General features: G+C 71.6%; 21 protein-coding genes. 11 read left to right on the plus strand and 10 right to left on the minus strand.

Annotated features, from left to right (window positions below):
- Window positions 1-75: 75 nt before the first annotated feature.
- Entirely contained in the window at window positions 76-720 is a 645-nt protein-coding gene (gene phoU / locus ACIBG7_RS05230) for a phosphate signaling complex protein PhoU (RefSeq protein WP_357915499.1), read from the plus strand.
- A 10-nt stretch (window positions 721-730) separates the two neighbouring features.
- Here the strand turns inward: phoU and ACIBG7_RS05235 are convergent, their stop codons facing one another.
- Genes ACIBG7_RS05235 through ACIBG7_RS05245 form a run of 3 tightly spaced genes read right to left on the minus strand, consistent with a single transcriptional unit; the run spans window position 731 to window position 2,758 of the window.
- The gene (locus tag ACIBG7_RS05235; RefSeq protein WP_357915496.1) at window positions 731-1,240 is read right to left on the minus strand and encodes a GNAT family protein; all 510 of its coding nucleotides are present in this window, start codon (window positions 1,238-1,240) and stop codon (window positions 731-733) included.
- 2 nt (window positions 1,241-1,242) lie between these two features.
- On the minus strand, window positions 1,243-1,986 hold the full coding sequence (locus ACIBG7_RS05240; RefSeq protein WP_357915493.1) for a phosphoglyceromutase: 744 nt from the start codon (window positions 1,984-1,986) through the stop codon (window positions 1,243-1,245).
- A 10-nt stretch (window positions 1,987-1,996) separates the two neighbouring features.
- Window positions 1,997-2,758 carry an SAM-dependent methyltransferase gene (locus ACIBG7_RS05245; protein WP_357915490.1) on the minus strand — a complete coding sequence of 254 codons (762 nt, stop codon included), beginning with the start codon at window positions 2,756-2,758 and terminating at the stop codon, window positions 1,997-1,999.
- Between the two features lie 48 nt (window positions 2,759-2,806).
- Between ACIBG7_RS05245 and ACIBG7_RS05250 the strand changes: the two genes are divergently transcribed.
- Entirely contained in the window at window positions 2,807-4,138 is a 1,332-nt protein-coding gene (locus tag ACIBG7_RS05250) for an MFS transporter (protein ID WP_397335225.1), read from the plus strand.
- Here the strand turns inward: ACIBG7_RS05250 and ACIBG7_RS05255 are convergent.
- Entirely contained in the window at window positions 4,105-4,581 is a 477-nt protein-coding gene (locus tag ACIBG7_RS05255; RefSeq protein ID WP_357915484.1) for a YbjN domain-containing protein, read from the minus strand. The two genes, ACIBG7_RS05250 and ACIBG7_RS05255, sit on opposite strands and share 34 nt — an antisense overlap.
- Window positions 4,578-5,807 carry a D-inositol-3-phosphate glycosyltransferase gene (mshA, locus tag ACIBG7_RS05260; RefSeq protein ID WP_397335226.1) on the minus strand — a complete coding sequence of 410 codons (1,230 nt, stop codon included), beginning with the start codon at window positions 5,805-5,807 and terminating at the stop codon, window positions 4,578-4,580. Before mshA ends, ACIBG7_RS05255 begins: the two co-directional genes overlap by 4 nt.
- 131 nt (window positions 5,808-5,938) lie before the next feature.
- Between mshA and ACIBG7_RS05265 the strand changes: the two genes are divergently transcribed.
- The 9 genes from ACIBG7_RS05265 to ACIBG7_RS05305 all read left to right on the plus strand — a co-directional run bounded on the left by ACIBG7_RS05265 (window position 5,939) and on the right by ACIBG7_RS05305 (window position 11,321).
- Window positions 5,939-6,676 (plus strand): SDR family NAD(P)-dependent oxidoreductase, encoded by a 738-nt coding sequence (locus tag ACIBG7_RS05265; RefSeq protein WP_397335227.1) that lies wholly within the window; start codon window positions 5,939-5,941, stop codon window positions 6,674-6,676.
- Window positions 6,673-7,443 carry a class I SAM-dependent methyltransferase gene (locus ACIBG7_RS05270; protein WP_397335229.1) on the plus strand — a complete coding sequence of 257 codons (771 nt, stop codon included), beginning with the start codon at window positions 6,673-6,675 and terminating at the stop codon, window positions 7,441-7,443. The genes ACIBG7_RS05265 and ACIBG7_RS05270 overlap by 4 nt, the downstream gene beginning before the upstream one ends.
- Window positions 7,444-7,496: 53 nt before the next feature.
- Window positions 7,497-7,853, plus strand: a complete 357-nt coding sequence (locus tag ACIBG7_RS05275) for a BlaI/MecI/CopY family transcriptional regulator (RefSeq protein ID WP_357918326.1) — start codon at window positions 7,497-7,499, stop codon at window positions 7,851-7,853.
- A complete protein-coding gene (locus ACIBG7_RS05280) occupies window positions 7,850-8,752 on the plus strand; it encodes a M56 family metallopeptidase (RefSeq protein WP_397335230.1) in 903 nt (300 codons plus the stop codon). Before ACIBG7_RS05275 ends, ACIBG7_RS05280 begins: the two co-directional genes overlap by 4 nt.
- Before the next feature lie 61 nt (window positions 8,753-8,813).
- Window positions 8,814-9,275 (plus strand): helix-turn-helix transcriptional regulator, encoded by a 462-nt coding sequence (locus tag ACIBG7_RS05285; protein WP_357915469.1) that lies wholly within the window; start codon window positions 8,814-8,816, stop codon window positions 9,273-9,275.
- Between the two features lie 3 nt (window positions 9,276-9,278).
- Window positions 9,279-9,701, plus strand: coding sequence for a hypothetical protein (locus tag ACIBG7_RS05290; protein ID WP_357915466.1), 423 nt, complete (start codon window positions 9,279-9,281; stop codon window positions 9,699-9,701).
- 94 nt (window positions 9,702-9,795) lie between these two features.
- Window positions 9,796-10,179 carry a DUF2516 family protein gene (locus tag ACIBG7_RS05295; protein WP_357915463.1) on the plus strand — a complete coding sequence of 128 codons (384 nt, stop codon included), beginning with the start codon at window positions 9,796-9,798 and terminating at the stop codon, window positions 10,177-10,179.
- A complete protein-coding gene (locus tag ACIBG7_RS05300) occupies window positions 10,180-10,488 on the plus strand; it encodes an acyl-CoA thioesterase domain-containing protein (RefSeq protein ID WP_357915460.1) in 309 nt (102 codons plus the stop codon). It begins immediately after the preceding gene.
- Between the two features lie 89 nt (window positions 10,489-10,577).
- A complete protein-coding gene (locus tag ACIBG7_RS05305; protein ID WP_357915457.1) occupies window positions 10,578-11,321 on the plus strand; it encodes a BTAD domain-containing putative transcriptional regulator in 744 nt (247 codons plus the stop codon).
- Between the two features lie 12 nt (window positions 11,322-11,333).
- Here ACIBG7_RS05305 and ACIBG7_RS05310 read toward each other — a convergent pair whose 3' ends face one another.
- The 5 genes from ACIBG7_RS05310 to ACIBG7_RS05330 are packed head-to-tail and all read right to left on the minus strand — an operon-like array spanning window position 11,334 to window position 14,769.
- Window positions 11,334-11,528: a hypothetical protein gene (locus tag ACIBG7_RS05310; RefSeq protein ID WP_357915454.1), complete on the minus strand. Its 195-nt coding sequence runs from the start codon at window positions 11,526-11,528 to the stop codon at window positions 11,334-11,336.
- A 25-nt stretch (window positions 11,529-11,553) separates the two neighbouring features.
- Window positions 11,554-11,970 (minus strand): S26 family signal peptidase, encoded by a 417-nt coding sequence (locus ACIBG7_RS05315; RefSeq protein WP_357915451.1) that lies wholly within the window; start codon window positions 11,968-11,970, stop codon window positions 11,554-11,556.
- On the minus strand, window positions 11,967-13,748 hold the full coding sequence (locus ACIBG7_RS05320; RefSeq protein WP_397335231.1) for an ABC transporter ATP-binding protein: 1,782 nt from the start codon (window positions 13,746-13,748) through the stop codon (window positions 11,967-11,969). Before ACIBG7_RS05320 ends, ACIBG7_RS05315 begins: the two co-directional genes overlap by 4 nt.
- Entirely contained in the window at window positions 13,745-14,248 is a 504-nt protein-coding gene (locus ACIBG7_RS05325) for a TlpA disulfide reductase family protein (protein ID WP_357915445.1), read from the minus strand. The genes ACIBG7_RS05320 and ACIBG7_RS05325 overlap by 4 nt, the downstream gene beginning before the upstream one ends.
- Window positions 14,248-14,769 (minus strand): MauE/DoxX family redox-associated membrane protein, encoded by a 522-nt coding sequence (locus ACIBG7_RS05330; RefSeq protein ID WP_397335233.1) that lies wholly within the window; start codon window positions 14,767-14,769, stop codon window positions 14,248-14,250. The genes ACIBG7_RS05325 and ACIBG7_RS05330 overlap by 1 nt, the downstream gene beginning before the upstream one ends.

The raw sequence follows: 14,769 nt of genomic DNA on the forward strand, positions 1-14,769 counted from the left end.
CCGACCTGGACGCTTCCCGCAAAGTTCACTTCGCGGTAGGGGGTCGTTCATCGCGCGGAACATACCGTGGAGGCCATGCGTGACGCCTACCATGAAGAACTCGACGCCCTCACGGTGAAGCTCGTCGAGATGACCCGCCTGGTCCGCTCGGCCATCTCCCGGGCGACCACCGCGCTCCTCGACTCCGATCTGCCGCTCGCCGAGAGCGTCATCTCCCGCGACGAGGAGGTCAACCGCCTCTTCGCCGAGATCGAGGCGTCGATCTTCGAGCTCATGGCGCGCCAGCAGCCGGTCGCGGTCGACCTCCGTATGATCATCACCGCGCTGCGGATGGGCACCGACCTGGAGCGGATGGGCGACCTCGCCGAGCACGTGGCCAAGGTGGCCCGGCTCCGCCATCCCGACTCGGCCATCCCGGTCGAGCTGCGGCCGACCATCCTGGAGATGGGGCAGATCGCGGAGAACATCGTCACCAAGGCCGGGAGCTGCATCGCGCGCCGCGACGTGGAGTCGGCGCTGGAGCTGGAGGGCGACGACGACGCCATGGACCGGCTGCACCGGAAGCTGTTCCGGGAGATCCTCGCCAAGGAGTGGCAGCACGGCGTCGAGCCGGCGATCGACATCACCCTCGTCGGCCGCTACTACGAGCGCTACGCCGACCACGCGGTGCGGATCGCGCGGGACGTGGTCTACCTGGTGACCGGTTCGAGGCCCGCCTGACCCCGCGGGGTCAGGGGCGCAGCAGCGAGTAGAGGACCTGGTCGTGCCAGCGGCCGTCGCGCCACTGCGCCTGCCGTACCACGCCCTCGCGGGTGAAGCCGGCCTTCTCCAGGGCGCGCTGCTCGGCGAGGTTCCGCACGTCGGTGAAGGCCTGGATGCGGTGGGCGCGGGTGTGCGCGAACAGGTAGGCGGCGAGCTGGCGCTGGGCCTCGGTGCCGATGCCCCGGCCCTGGAAGGCCGGGCGCAGGGCGATGGCGATGGTCCAGCACCACGAGCTGGGGCCGGGGCCCCAGTAGCCCTTGAACCAGTCGATCCGGCCGGCCACGTCGTGGTCGGCGCAGACGGTGAGGGTGCCGGCCTCGTCGCCGAGCAGGCCGGTCTCGTAGAAGGCGCGGCGCTGCCGCACCGGGTCGCGGAAACCGAACCACTGGAACGGCCCGGTGCCCTCGGGAGTGGCGAACTCCTCCTCGAAGATCACCAGGTCCTTCTCGACGACCGGCCGCAGCCGCACCCGGTCCATGGTCAGCGACCCTGGTTGGCCACGGCCTCGATGGCCGCGCGGGCGGCGTCCGGGTCGAGGTAGCGCCCGCCGGGCGTCACCGGACGGTAGGACTCGTCCAGGTCGTAGACGAGCGGGATGCCGGTGGGGATGTTGAGCCCGGCGATGGCCTCGTCGGAGATGCCGTCGAAGTGCTTGACCAGCGCGCGCAGCGAGTTGCCGTGCGCCACCACCAGGACGGTACGGCCGGCCGCGAGGTCCGGCACGATCGAGTCGTACCAGTACGGCAGGGCGCGGTCGATGACGTCCTTGAGGCACTCGGTGCGCGGCATCAGCTCCGGCGGCAGAGACGCGTAGCGCGGGTCGCCGGCCTGCGAGTACTCGTCGCCGTCGGCGATCGGCGGCGGCGGCACGTCGAAGGAGCGCCGCCAGAGCATGAACTGCTCGTCACCGAACTCGGCGCGCGTCTGGGCCTTGTCCTTGCCCTGGAGGGCGCCGTAGTGGCGCTCGTTGAGCCGCCAGGAGCGCTTGACCGGCAGCCACTGCAGGTCGGCCGCCTCCAGCGCGAGGTTGGCGGTGCGGATCGCCCGGTTGAGCAGGCTGGTGTGCACCACGTCGGGCCGGATGCCCGCCTCGATCAGCAGCTCGCCGCCGCGCCGGGCCTCGGCCTCGCCGCGCGGGGACAGGGGCGCGTCCACCCAGCCGGTGAACAGGCCCTTGAGGTTCCATTCGCTCTCGCCGTGCCGTACGAGCACCAAAGTCGCCATGGGACCAATCCTAGGGGTGGCTCTTGCGGGCGACTCCACAGAGGAAGTAAGCGGGGCGGACGTCGCGGAAGGGCTGCAGCTCAGGGATCTCGGGCCGCCAGTCGGGCAGGTTGACGACGCCGGGCTCGACGAGGTCGAGGCCGTCGAAGAAGGCGCGGATCTCGGCGGAGGACCGGGCGGTGAATTGGGCGGAGGCGCCCTGGTAGACGGCTTCGACGCCGGGCTGGGCCTCGGGCTGGATGTCGTTGCACACGTGCGACAGGACCAGGTGGCTGCCGGGCGGGAGCGCCTCCAGCAGGGTGTCCAGGATCTCGCGCGGGCGTTCCTGGACGAAGTGCACGATGGCCAGCAGGAGCACGGCGACGGGCCGGGTGAAGTCGAGCTCGGCGCGGGCGGCGGCCAGGATCTCCTCGGGGCGGCGCAGGTCGCCCTCCAGGACGGCGACGTCGGGGCTGTCCTGGAGGATGGCGCGGGCGTGGCTGAGGACGTGCGGGTCGTTGTCCACGTAGACGGTCTTCGCGCCGGGCGCGTGCTCGGCGGCGACCTGGTGCACGTTGCGCTGGGTGGGCAGGCCGGCGCCGATGTCCAGGAACTGGCGGATGCCCTGGCCGGCGAGGTACTCGACCGCGCGGCCGAGGAAGGCGCGGTTCTCCCGCACTCCTACCGGGATGAACGGGACGTGCTTGAGGACCTGTTCCGCCGCCTCGCGGTCCGCCGGGAAGTTGTCCTTGCCGCCGAGGAAGTAGTCGTACATCCGGGCAACATTCGGCACTTTCGGATCAAAGGTCACAACACTTGATCTTATGATTTTTCCTAGTAAATGATCAGGATCGTGGCCAAAATCCTCGGCGTCCAACTCGCGCCCGGCGTGACCCGGAAGAACATGATCGCCGCCTGGTCGGTGGGTTTCGCGACGACCATGTTCGTGGTCTTCATCCCGACCATGCAGCCCTACCTGCTCTCGGCCGTGCTCGGCCTGCCCAAGGAGAGCCAGGGCAGCGTGGTGGGGCTGCTCGGGACGGTGGCCGAGATCACCATGGTGCTCAGCCTCGCCTGGTACGGAGCGCTGGCCGACCGGCACGGGCGGCGGCCGATCGTCGTCGCCGGCTTCCTGATCTGCGCGCTCGGGGCGGTGCTCTTCCCCTTCGCCGGCAACGCGAGCGTCCTGGTGGCGCTGCGGGTGCTGCTGGCGCTCGGCACCGCCGCGCTGGGCGGCATGTTCGGCACGATCGCCATCGACTACGCGACCAATTCCTCGCGCGGCAAGTCCTACGGCGTCCTGGGCGTCACGACCGGGCTGGGCGGGCTGCTGGCGGTGTTCGCGCTGGCGCGGCTGCCCAAGCTCTTCGAGGCGCAGGGCCTGTCGGCCGCCGACGCCGCCCGGGCCAGCTTCCTGACCGTGGCGGTGCTGCTCGTGGTCGCCGGGCTGATCATGCGGGCCGGCCTGTCGAAGGCGCGGGTCAGCGACCAGAGCCGGCACATCCCGCTGACCCAGCTCATCGCCACCGGCACCCGGCTGGCCAGGGACCCGGGCGTCGCGCTCGCCTACGCCGCCGCCTTCGTGGCCCGTGCGGACCTGGCGGTCGTCTCCGGCTTCATGGCGCTCTGGGTCAACCACGCGGCGCAGGAGGCCGGGCTGTCCGAGGCGGCCGCGCTGGCCAGGGCGGGCATGATCGTCGGCATCGCGCACACCATGGCCCTGCTGGTCTCGCCGCTACTCGGCTGGCTGGGGGACCGGGTCAAGCGGCAGAACCTGGTGATCGTGGCGCAACTGGTGGCCGCGCTGTCCTACCTGTCGACGCTGCTGGTGTCCGACCCGCTCGGCCCGGCGATGATCATCGTGGCCTGCCTGGTGGGCGTCGGGGAGATCGCCGGGATCAACACCGCGGGGCCGCTCCTGGGCCAGCAGGTGCCGGCCGCGGTGCGCGGCTCGGCCTTCGGGCTGCACTCGCTCTGCGGGGCCCTGGGGATCATGGTCGTGTCGATGCTGGGCGGCTGGCTCTACGACGTGTGGATCCCGGCCGCGCCCTTCGTGGTGGCCGGCTCGCTGGGGCTGGTCGTGGTGGCCTTCGGGCTCGTGGTGCGCAACAAGGTCGTGCCGCACCCCGAGCACGAGGGTCAGGAGGGGTCGGCGAACCTGGCGAAGGCCTGAAGGTTGGCGGTCGACTCGCCGCGTGACAGCCGCCAGGCCCACTCCCGCCGGATCGAGGAGGCGAAGCCCAGCTCCAGGGCCTTGTCGAAGCCCTCGTCCGCGTAGGTGAGCACGCAGCCGAGCAGGCGGTCGACCTCCTCCTCCGACAGCGCCTGGAGCGGCATCCGGCCGACCAGGTAGACGTCGCCCACGGGGTCGAGGGCGAAGTGCACGCCGTACATGCCGCCGTTCTTGGTCAGCAGCCAGCGGTAGAACTCGGCGTGGTTCTCGTCGGGCTGGCGGCAGAAGAACGCCTCGACGTGCAACGCCTGATCGTTGACGATCAGCCAGGTCATCGTGGCGAGCTTGTGGGTGCCGGGCAGCTTGACCAGGAAGGCGCCCGGGCGGGGCTCCTCGAAGCCGACGTCGAGCGATTTGAGCGCGCTTTCGAGGATCTGCCTCATACGGCCAGCTTAAGGGCACGGTTGGCGACGGCTTCGCCGTACACGTCCATGAGCTTGGCGGCCGTCGCCGACCAGCCGAAGCCCGCGGCGTGCGCCCGCGCACCGGAGGAGAGCTCGTCGCGCCAGCGCGGGCTGGCGACGAAGCGCTGGAGCACCCGGGCCCACTCGTGCGGGTCGTGGCTGTCGACCAGGACGCCGGAGACGCCGTCGGCGACGGCGGTGCGCAGCCCGCCCACCGAGGCGGCGGCGACCGGGGTGCCGCAGGCCTGCGACTCGAGGGCGACCAGGCCGAAGGACTCGTTGTAGGAGGGCACGACGGTGACGTCGGCGGCGCGGTACCAGTCGGCCAGCTCGTGCTGCGGCGCGGGCGGCAGGAGCCTGACCACGTCGGTGATGCCGAGTTCGGTGGCGAGCTCGGCGAGGATGTTGGGCTGGCACAGGCCGTTGCCGGAGGGGCCGCCGACGCAGGCGACGACCAGCCGGGAGCGCAGCGAGGGGTCCTCGATCAGCATCCGGGCGGCCGCGCGCAGCAGCACGTCGGGGGCCTTGAGCGGCTGGATGCGGCCGACGAAGAGCAGCACGTGCGCGTTCTGCGGCAGGCCCAGCCGGTGGCGGGCGGCGCCCTGCGAGCCGGGCTGGAAGACGGTGAGGTTCACGCCGGGGTTGACCACCTCGACGCGGTCGCTCGGCGCGCCGTACAGGTCCATGAGCTCCAGGGCCTCGTCGGAGGTGTTGGCGACCAGTCGGTCGGCGACCTCCACGACCTGCTCCTCGCCCAGCACGCGGGCCTGCGGCTCGGGCTTGTCGCCGGTGGCCAGCAGCAGGTTCTTGACCTTGGCCATGGTGTGCATGGTGTGCACCAGCGGTACGCCCCAGCGTTCCTTGGCCAGCCAGCCCACCTGGCCGGACAGCCAGTAGTGCGAGTGGATGACGTCGTAGCGGCCCGGCTCGTACATCGCCTCGGTCCGCAGCACGCCCGACAGGAACGCGCACAGTTGCGAGGGCATGTCGCCGCGGTCGAGCTCCTCGTACGGCCCGGCGGTGATGTGCCGCACGAGCACGCCGGGGGTCAGCTCGACCACCGGCGGCAGGTCCCGTGCGGTCTGCCGGGTGAAGATCTCGACTTCCACGCCCGCCTGGGCCAGGCGCTTGGCGGATTCGACGATGTACACGTTCATGCCGCCCGCGTCGCCGGTTCCCGGCTGATCGAGCGGAGACGTGTGCATGCTGACAGTCGCGACCCGGCCGACTCGGCGTCGCCTCACCGGGCATCACCTCCGAAAGGGCTATAACCACCCTTTTCGCGATGACATTCCCGGTTAAAGATCACATTTCGCGCTGCTGGCAGGATAGGCGCATGACGAAGACGGCAGTGGTGACCGGGGCGAGCAGCGGCATCGGCGAGGCGACCGCGCGGCGGCTCGCCGCCGAGGGGTACCAGGTGGTGGCGGCGGCCCGGCGGCGCGAGCGGCTGGACAAGCTGGCCGCCGAGGTGCCGGGGATCACCCCGGTGACGCTCGACGTGACCGACCAGCCGTCGGTGGACGCCCTCGCCGCCTCGCTGGAGCGCTGCGACGTGCTGGTGAACAACGCCGGCGGCGCGCTCGGCCTGGAGCCGGTGGCGCAGGGCCGGCTCGACGACTGGCAGCGCATGTACGACATCAACGTGCTCGGCGCGCTGCGGGTCACCCAGGCGCTGCTGCCCGCGCTGATCGACTCGGGTGACGGCGTGCTGGTCATGGTCACCTCGGTGGCCGGGATCGTCTCCTACGAGGGTGGCGGCGGCTACTGCGCCGCCAAGCACGCCCAGACCTCCATGACCGAGACGCTCCGCCTCGAACTGGTGGGCCAGCCGCTGCGCATTATCGAGATCGTGCCCGGCATGGTGCGGACCGAGGAGTTCGCGCTCACCCGCTTCCGCGGCGACGGCGACGCCGCCGCCAAGGTCTACGAGGGCGTGCCCGGCCCGCTGGTGGCCGACGACATCGCCGACGCGATCGCCTGGACGGTCACCCGCCCCTCGCACGTCAACGTGGACCGGCTGGTCATCCGGCCGCGCGCCCAGGCCGCCCAGCACAAGGTGCACCGCGTGTGAAGCCGGTCGGCGCCATCACCCGCGGCACCACCGGGGTCAACCGGCTCAGGCGGGCCGACCGGTGGACCGTCGCCGTGCACGGCCGCCGGATGCCCGGCGAGCTGGCCGTGGACCTCGGCTACGGCGCCTCGCCGGTCACCACGCTGGAGCTGGCCGACCGGCTGGGTCCCGGGGTGGAGGTGCTCGGGCTGGAGATCGACCCGGCGCGGGTGGCGGCTGCCAAGCCGTACGAGCGGCCCGGGCTGCGCTTCGCGCTCGGCGGCTTCGAGCTGCCGGTGCCACGGCCGCCGATGCTGATCCGGGCCTTCAACGTGCTCAGGCAGTACGGCGAGGCGGAGGCGTGGCACTACTGGGAGGTGCTGCGCGGCAAGCTGGCGCCCGGCGGGCTCCTGGTCGAGGGGACGTGCTCGGAGGTCGGCCACCGGGCGGTCTGGGCCGGCCTGACCGCTGAGGGGCCGCGGACGCTGACCTTCGCCGCGCGCTTCGACGCCTTCGACAAGCCCTCCGACCTGGCCGACCGGTTGCCCAAGACGCTCATCCACCGCAACGTGCCGGGCGAGCGGGTGCACGCCTTCCTGCGCGACTGGGACCGGGCCTGGGCGGTGGCCGCGCCGTACGAGAGCCACGGGCGGCGGCAGCGGTGGCTGGAGGCGGTGCGGACGCTGTCCGGCCACTGGCCGATCTTCACGCACCCGCCGCTCGGCGGGCGGGCCCGGTGGCGGCTGGGCGAGCTGACGCTGCCCTGGTCGGCTGTGGACGGGGAGTGAGATTCGTCTCCCCACCTGCTTACTCGACAGTACGTAGTACTACGCTGGTGAGTGTGAAGGGTCTTGGCGAACTCGAGCGCAGCATCATGGACATCCTCTGGGCCGAATCCTCGGCCCTGACGGCCCGCGAGGTCGGCCGGCTGATCGCCGACCGCGACCTGGCGCCGACCACCGTCATGACCGTGCTCGACCGGCTCACCCGCAAGGGCTTCCTGCGGCGCACCCGAGACGGACGGGCCTGGCGCTACGAACCCGCGGAAAGCCGCGATTCGTACGTCGCCGAGCTTATGCTGGAGGCGCTCGATCTGACGGGCGACCGTTCTGCCGCCCTCGCCCGCTTCGCCAAGGCCGTCTCCGGCGACGAAGCGGAGATCCTGCGCAGAGCGCTTCAGGAGCTGGAGGAAGAGTGATCACCGCGGCCGCGCTGGCGACGCTGGCGTTGGGCTGCGCGCTCGGCGCCTGGCGGTTCACCTCCGCGCGCTGGACCTATCGCTCCCCCCGCATGGCCATCCTGCTGTGGCAGGCGCTCGGTCTCACCTGGGGGCTGGCCAGCATCGGCACCCTGCTCGCCTTCGCCGTCATGCCGTACGACCGGGGGGTGCTCCACGGGCTGATCGCCTTCGCCCGCGGGGTCCGGCCGAACGAGCCCTGGGACGTGCCGCACGTGCTGGCGATGATCGCCGGGCTGTCGTTGCTGGCCGTCCTGATCCTGGTCACCGCCACCGCCGGGGTGCAGACCCTCCGGGCCCGGCGGCGGCACCGGCTCCTGCTGTCGCTCATCGCCCGCGAGGAGCCCGGCATCCCCGGCGTGCGCGTGCTCGACCATCCGGGCGCGGCGGCCTACTGCGTGCCCGGCTGGAACTCCGAGGTGGTCATCAGCGCGGGCACGATGGCGCTGCTGTCGCAGGACGAGCTGGCCGCGGTGCTGGCCCACGAGGCGGCCCACGTGCGCGAGCGGCACGACCTGGTGATCCTGCCCTTCGGCGCGCTGCGCGCCGCGCTCCCCTGGTCGAAGACGGTCTCCGAGGCGCAGGCGCAGGTCGAGCTGCTGGTCGAGATGGCCGCCGACGACCGGGCCCGCCGCTACGTCTCCGCCCGCCGGCTGGCCACCGCCCTGCTCCGCTTCGGTACGGCAGGCGCCATGCCCGCCCCGCACGGCATGCTCGGCATGCAGTCCCACGTGATGGCCAGGGTCGATCGCCTGATCAAGCCGATTCCCGATTTGTCGCGTTCGTTGCGGTATGCGGTGTTCGCGCTCATTGTGACGTTGACCACTGCCGCCCCCTTCCTGTGGGTCATCCCAGCTTGACCGCTTGCTGGGGTTAGCCATCGCGTTTGCAATTGCAAGCACCGCGAGGCATGCTAGAGGCATGGCACTACCGAAGGTCGGCTCGATCGGCGAATACATCCGCGAGCAGAGGCAGCAGGCGAAGATCTCGCTGCGCCAGCTCGCCGAACAGGCCGGGGTCTCCAACCCCTACCTGAGCCAGATCGAGCGCGGCCTGCGCAAGCCGAGCGCGGAGATCCTCAACCAGATCGCCAAAGGTCTGTCCATCTCCGCCCAGGCGCTGTACGTGCAGGCCGGCCTGATGGAGGACCGCGAGCAGCCCAGCGACGTCATCGCCGCGATCAGGGCGGACGCGGGACTCAGCGGCCGCCAGCGCCAGGTGCTGATCGACATCTACGAATCGTTCCGCAAGGAGAACCGCGCCGAGGGAGAGCAGCCCTCGACGCGGCCGGAGACGGACTCCGAATCGGACGACGAACCGCCGCTGCCGGGGGAATGGCTCTCGGGCAACGGCTACGTCAACCAGGAAACCGAGAAAGGTTAACCCATGACGCTCGCCACCGAGGTCAAGAAGCTCACCGAGACCAAGCCCTTCTACGCCGTCGCGGGCGCGGGCGACTTCGTCGTCGAGAAGCTCCGCGAGCTCCCGGCCCAGCTCCAGAAGCTGTCCTCGGCCGACCTGGCCCGCGAGCTGCCCGAGCGCACCCGCACCGCGGCCGGCAAGGCCGAGGAGATCGTCCGCGACCTGCCGGTCAAGGCCCGCGGCTACGCCGACCTGATCGGCGTCCGGGCGACCGAGGTCTACGAGGCCTCCGTCAACCGCGGCCGCAAGGTCGTCAGCCGGGTGAGCGGCGAGGCCGCCCTGGAGCTCGAAGAGGTCTCCACCGCCGCCGAGCCGCCCGTCGCCGAGCCGGTCCAGCCGGTCAAGAAGACCCGTACCACCAAGGCCTCCCCGACCACCAAGGCCTGACCTTCCCGCGATGCGGCCCGTCTCGATCGAGACGGGCCGCATCCATGTCCGCCCGTATAGTCTGGGGGTCGTCAAGCTAGAGGGCGGAGCGAACATGAGTCTGATCAGCGGCGGCCTGAACATCCTCTTCCTGGTGCTCGCCATCGCCATCTTCGGCATGTCGGCCTACGCGTTCGTCCACGCGCTGCGGGTGCCGGCCAACGCGTTCGTCGCCGCGGGCAAGCTCAAGAAGAACATCTGGCTGCTCATCCTTGGCCTGGCCACCCTGCTGTCGGCGGGCGGCGGCTTCGCCTTCTTCCAGGACCTGCGCCAGATGTGGGCGCTCGGGCTGTCCGGGTTCATCGGGCTCGGCGCGATCAGCATCTTCTCCATCGCCTCGGTCATCGCGGCGACCGTCTACATCGTGGACGTGAAGCCCGCGGTCAAGGGCATGGGCGGGCGCGGCGGCGGCCACATGGGCCCCTACGGGCCCTGGTAGATGCCCCTTCGCGAGCTGGTCGAGGAAGCCTTCCTCGGCTGGCTCGACGCCCGGGGCGGGCGTTCTGCGCTGCGGCGTGCGGCGGTCGACCTAGTGGTCCGGGCCGCGAGCTGGGAGTTCTTCGCGCCGATCCGGCCCGAGCCGGCGACGATCGCCGTGCACACGGAGCGCGTCGGCACCACGTCGATCACGCTCGCCTTCACGGTGCGGTGCGCGGCCGACGTGGTCGCCGCCGCCACCGTCACCTACGTCTGCGTGCGAGGCGGACGGACCGTCCCCCTGCCCGCCCACCTCGGCGTGCCGGTCTAGGCGGCGACCTTGGTCCACGGCCCTGGTAGCCGCGCCATAGTAGATCAAAAGCGCGGCCGCGTAGCCTCCCGCCGAGTGGAGGTGAGGCTGTGTTTCGCGTTCTCGGTCATCTTGAGCTCGACTTTCCCGGTTCCTCCGTCCATATCGGCGCACACAAGCAACGGGCCCTGCTGGCGATGTTGCTGCTGCGCGCCGGTCGGCCGGTCAGCACCGACCAGTTGATCACCGAACTGTGGCCGCAGGCCGTGCCGCCCACGGCGGGGGCGAGCCTGCGCACCTATGTCTACCGGCTGCGCCGGCACCTGCGCCCGCTGGCCGGAACCGGGCTGAGACTGTCCACCTGCGGATTCGGCTACCGGCTCTGCCTGCCGTCCGGGTTGCTCGACGCGGCGGAGTTCGAGCGGCTGCTCGGCCAGGGCAGCCTCGCGCTGGAGCGCGGCGAGCACTGCCGGGCCTCCGAGCGGCTCGGCGCGGCACTGGCGCTGTGGCGGGGCGCGATGCTGCCCGACATGGACATCGACCTGGTCCGCGGTGAGCGCGACCGGCTGCACGAGACCATGTTGTGCGCGCGGGAGCTGTGGCTGGAGGCCGAGCTCGGGTGCGGCCGGCATCGGCAGGTGGTCGCCGACCTCGAACGGCTGGTGAGCGAGCACCCTTTCCGCGAGGCGCTGTGGAGCCTCCTCATCACCGCGCTGGCCCGATCCGGCCGGCGAGCGGACGCCCTGTCCGCCTGGACGCGCGTCCGCTCGCTGCTGGCCGTCGAACTCGGCACCGGACCCGCCCCCGAGCTGGTGCTGCTGCAGCGCAGCATCCTCAGGGGCGAGCCGGTGTGACCTCAGGAGTGCTCAGGCGGCGAAGCACTGCTTGTCGTACCAGGTGCTGCAGTCACTCCGCACGCACCTGCGGCGGACGCAGCAGATGCCGCCCGAGCACGAGGGGGTGCTCCAGGCGCCGCAGTGCGGGGTGCACGCCGCCTTGGCCTCCACGGTCGGGACGAGCAGGCCGACGAGACGGTCGGCGATCGCGCTCAAACGGGACATGGACCTTTCCTTTCTTCGAAACGCCTCAGGCACCTTCCGGCCGGTTCTGGCCGTGGCGTAGCGGCCTGATCACTACGCCAAGCACGTCCGACTCCCTGACGAGGCCGCAGTGGCGGGAGTCGTAGCTCACCTCGGGGTTGTCACCCAGCACCGCCAGAGCCCCGCTGGGCACCGGCCCCTCGTGGGGCACCGACGCTGGAGCCGGCTCGCCGTGGACGGCGGCGATCCGCTTGATCAGGTGCCCGTTTCCGGTGGGGTCGCGCAGGACGGCGATCTGGCCGGTGCGCAGGGCGCCCTCACGGGCCCGGCGCACCAGCAGCCGATCACCCCGGCGCAGGGTCGGCGCCATGCTGATGCCCTGGACGACGACCACGGTGAAGGTACGGCGCAGCCGTACCCAGGCAAGCAGGACAGCGGCGACGGCGGCCAGCGCGGCGATCACGACCCCACCACCTCGAACCCCCTGGCCTGCAGGCGGAAGAGCCGGGCGTAGACGCCGTCGAGCGCCAGGAGAGCATCGTGGGAGCCCTGCTCGGCCACCACCCCGTCCTCGAGCACGACGATCTGGTCGGCGTCCCGCACGGTGTTCAGCCGATGGGAGATGAGCAGGCTGGTCCGGCCCTCGCGATGGCGGCGCACCCGGGCGTGAACCTCGGCCTCCGCCCCCGGGTCCAGCCCGGAGCTCGGCTCGTCGAGGATCATCAGGTCGCGGCCGTGACGGAAGAACGCCCGAGCCAGCGCGCTGCGCTGCCACTGGCCGCCCGACAGGACCACACCCGTCGAGGCGTCGGTGCGCTCCTCCTCGCTCACGAACATCCGGGTGAGCTGGGTGTCGTAGCCGCGAGGCAGGTCCGACAGCACTCGATCGAGGCCCGCCTCGCCCGCGGCGGCACGGATCCGGTCCAGGTCGGCCATCGCGGTGACCTCGCCGATGGCGATGTTGTCGCGGGCGGAGAAGTCGTAGCACATGTAGTCCTGGAAGACCGCGGTGATCCGCTCCCGCAGGCCGGCCGGATCGGCCTCACGCAGATCGACGCCGTCCCACAGGATCGACCCCCTGGTCGGGTCGTAGAAGCGGCACAGCAGCTTGACCAGGGTGCTCTTGCCGGCGCCGTTGCTCCCGACCAGCGCCACGGCCTGTCCGCGCGGCAGGTAGAGGGAGACGCCGCGCAGGATCCACGGGTGCTCGTCGCTGTACCGGAACCACACGTCGCGAAGTTCGATGCCATCCCGGAGCGGCGGCAGCGGCACGGCGGCTCCGGCGATGGGCAGGTCCTGCTCTTCGCGCAGGACGCGCGCGTAGTGGCCGACCAGCCGTAACCCGTGATGCGCGTCGGCGATGCCGCCCAGCAGCGCGAGCAGCGCGCCCTGCACGGCCGCGACCGCCGCGATGAACAGCGAGACGTCGCCGGGCGTGAGCCGTCCGGCCGTCGCCGCGCCGATGGCCCAGACCAGCCCGCCGCCGGCGACGACCGAGGCCAGCAGCCCCAACCCCACCTCGGTGGACAGCTCGCGGCGGTCCACCGCGCGCCGGGCCAGGTCCGCGCCGCGCAGGTCGGTCATCATGCGCTCGCGCAGCAGCCCCCCACTGCCGAAGAGCCTGATCTCCTTGGCCGCCTCGATCGTGCTGAGCAACTCGGCGTAGAAGAACTGCCGTCGCTCGACGGGACTGACGGCCCAGAGCATCGCCAGCCGCCGCCGGGACAGGCGCAGGTAGGCCAGCAACGCGGGCACGGCCGAGACGAGCACGATCGCCGTCATCGCCGGACTGATGATCAGCAGGGAGACGGTGAAGCCCGTGAGCGTGAGCGCCGACCGTGCCAGCGCGAAGACCCCGGTCACCACCGTGCCCGCCTGCGTCACCCCCTCCTGCGCGAGGCGCAGCCCGTCGAGGAAGCGCGGCTCCTCGAACCTGCGCAGACCCACGAAGGCGGTGGTGGCGGCGAAGAGCCGATCGGTCATGTGCGCGGTCATGGCCCTGCTGATCTGGCGGCCCAGGTACTCCGTGACCTGCGGCATGGCCGCCGTCGCCACGCCCACGACCGCCAGCGCCACGGCAGGACCGACCAGCGAGCCCGTGCCCAGGCTGAGGCCGTCGAGGACGGCCTTGGTCAGCCAGGTCATCGCCACCGGTCCCGCGGCCTGCGCGAGTGCCATCAGCGCGTAGGCGGCGACCTGCCGGCGAGCACACCGCCACGCCACCGTGGCCGCGGTCCTCATGCCGGGACGGGCTCGGCGAGGCTGGCGTCGAGCCCCTCGGCCACGACCGTGCCGCTGCCGTCGATCAGGTAGACCGAGGGGAAGGCCATGACGCGGAAGGCCTCCTGGAGTGCTCCGGTCGAGCCTTCGGCGACGACGGCGGCGACCGGCGCCAGCTCCCGCACGTAGTCTTCCGCGGGTCCTGACACCACGGCGATCACGTCGTACGGCACCTGCCCGGCGCGCTCGACGAAGCGGGGCAACAGCTCGGCACAGGGCTCGCAGCCCGGGGTGAAGAAGCCGACGAGCGTCCGCTCGTTGAGCCGGCCACGCGAGATCGGCCTGCCGTCCACATCGGTCGTGGCGAACTCGCCCACGACGGCTCCCACCCGCACGCCGCCCAGCTCGTCGCGGCGCGAGGCGGCCTCCGCGCGCAGCCGCCGGATCACCCCGACGGTCAGCAGCAGGTTGAGTAAGGTCAGCAGGCTCAGCACGACGACGGCGGCGGTCAGGTACACCATCAGGCGCTCCTTACGGGCTCGGCGAACAGGACGACGAGGTCATCGAGAGCGATCAGCACGACCGCTCCGGCCACTCCGGCCAGGACGGCCACGGCTGCGCCCGCTACGGTCGTCGTCCCTGCCTGCGGCGATGCCACCCCCCATCCGGTCAGGGCCACGGCGCCCAGCAACGTGTTCCTGACCAGGTGGACCCGGCCGAGCGGGGTGGTCGACGCGCCGAAGCACCGGCACGGGCTCCGGATGCCGCGACGCAGCGAAAGCGCCACCGCGCCGGTGAAGGCGACCAGCATGAGGACCACGAGCGCGAACCCCGGCCGCGGCCAGACCGCCACCGCCCCCACGCACACCGCCTCCGCCACCACCACCGCTGCCGCGGCGGCAGCGGCGCCGCGCCCGCCGGGCAGCAGGCGCAGGGAACGCAGCGATGAGACGAACGCCTTCCAGCCCACCGGCTTGGTCATCGCGGAGACCGCGAACACCACGCCGAGCAGGACCTGGCAGGCCACGAGCACGTAAGCCAT

The organism is Nonomuraea sp. NPDC050328 (assembly GCF_044459405.1).
In the GTDB taxonomy this organism is placed as follows: domain Bacteria; phylum Actinomycetota; class Actinomycetes; order Streptosporangiales; family Streptosporangiaceae; genus Nonomuraea.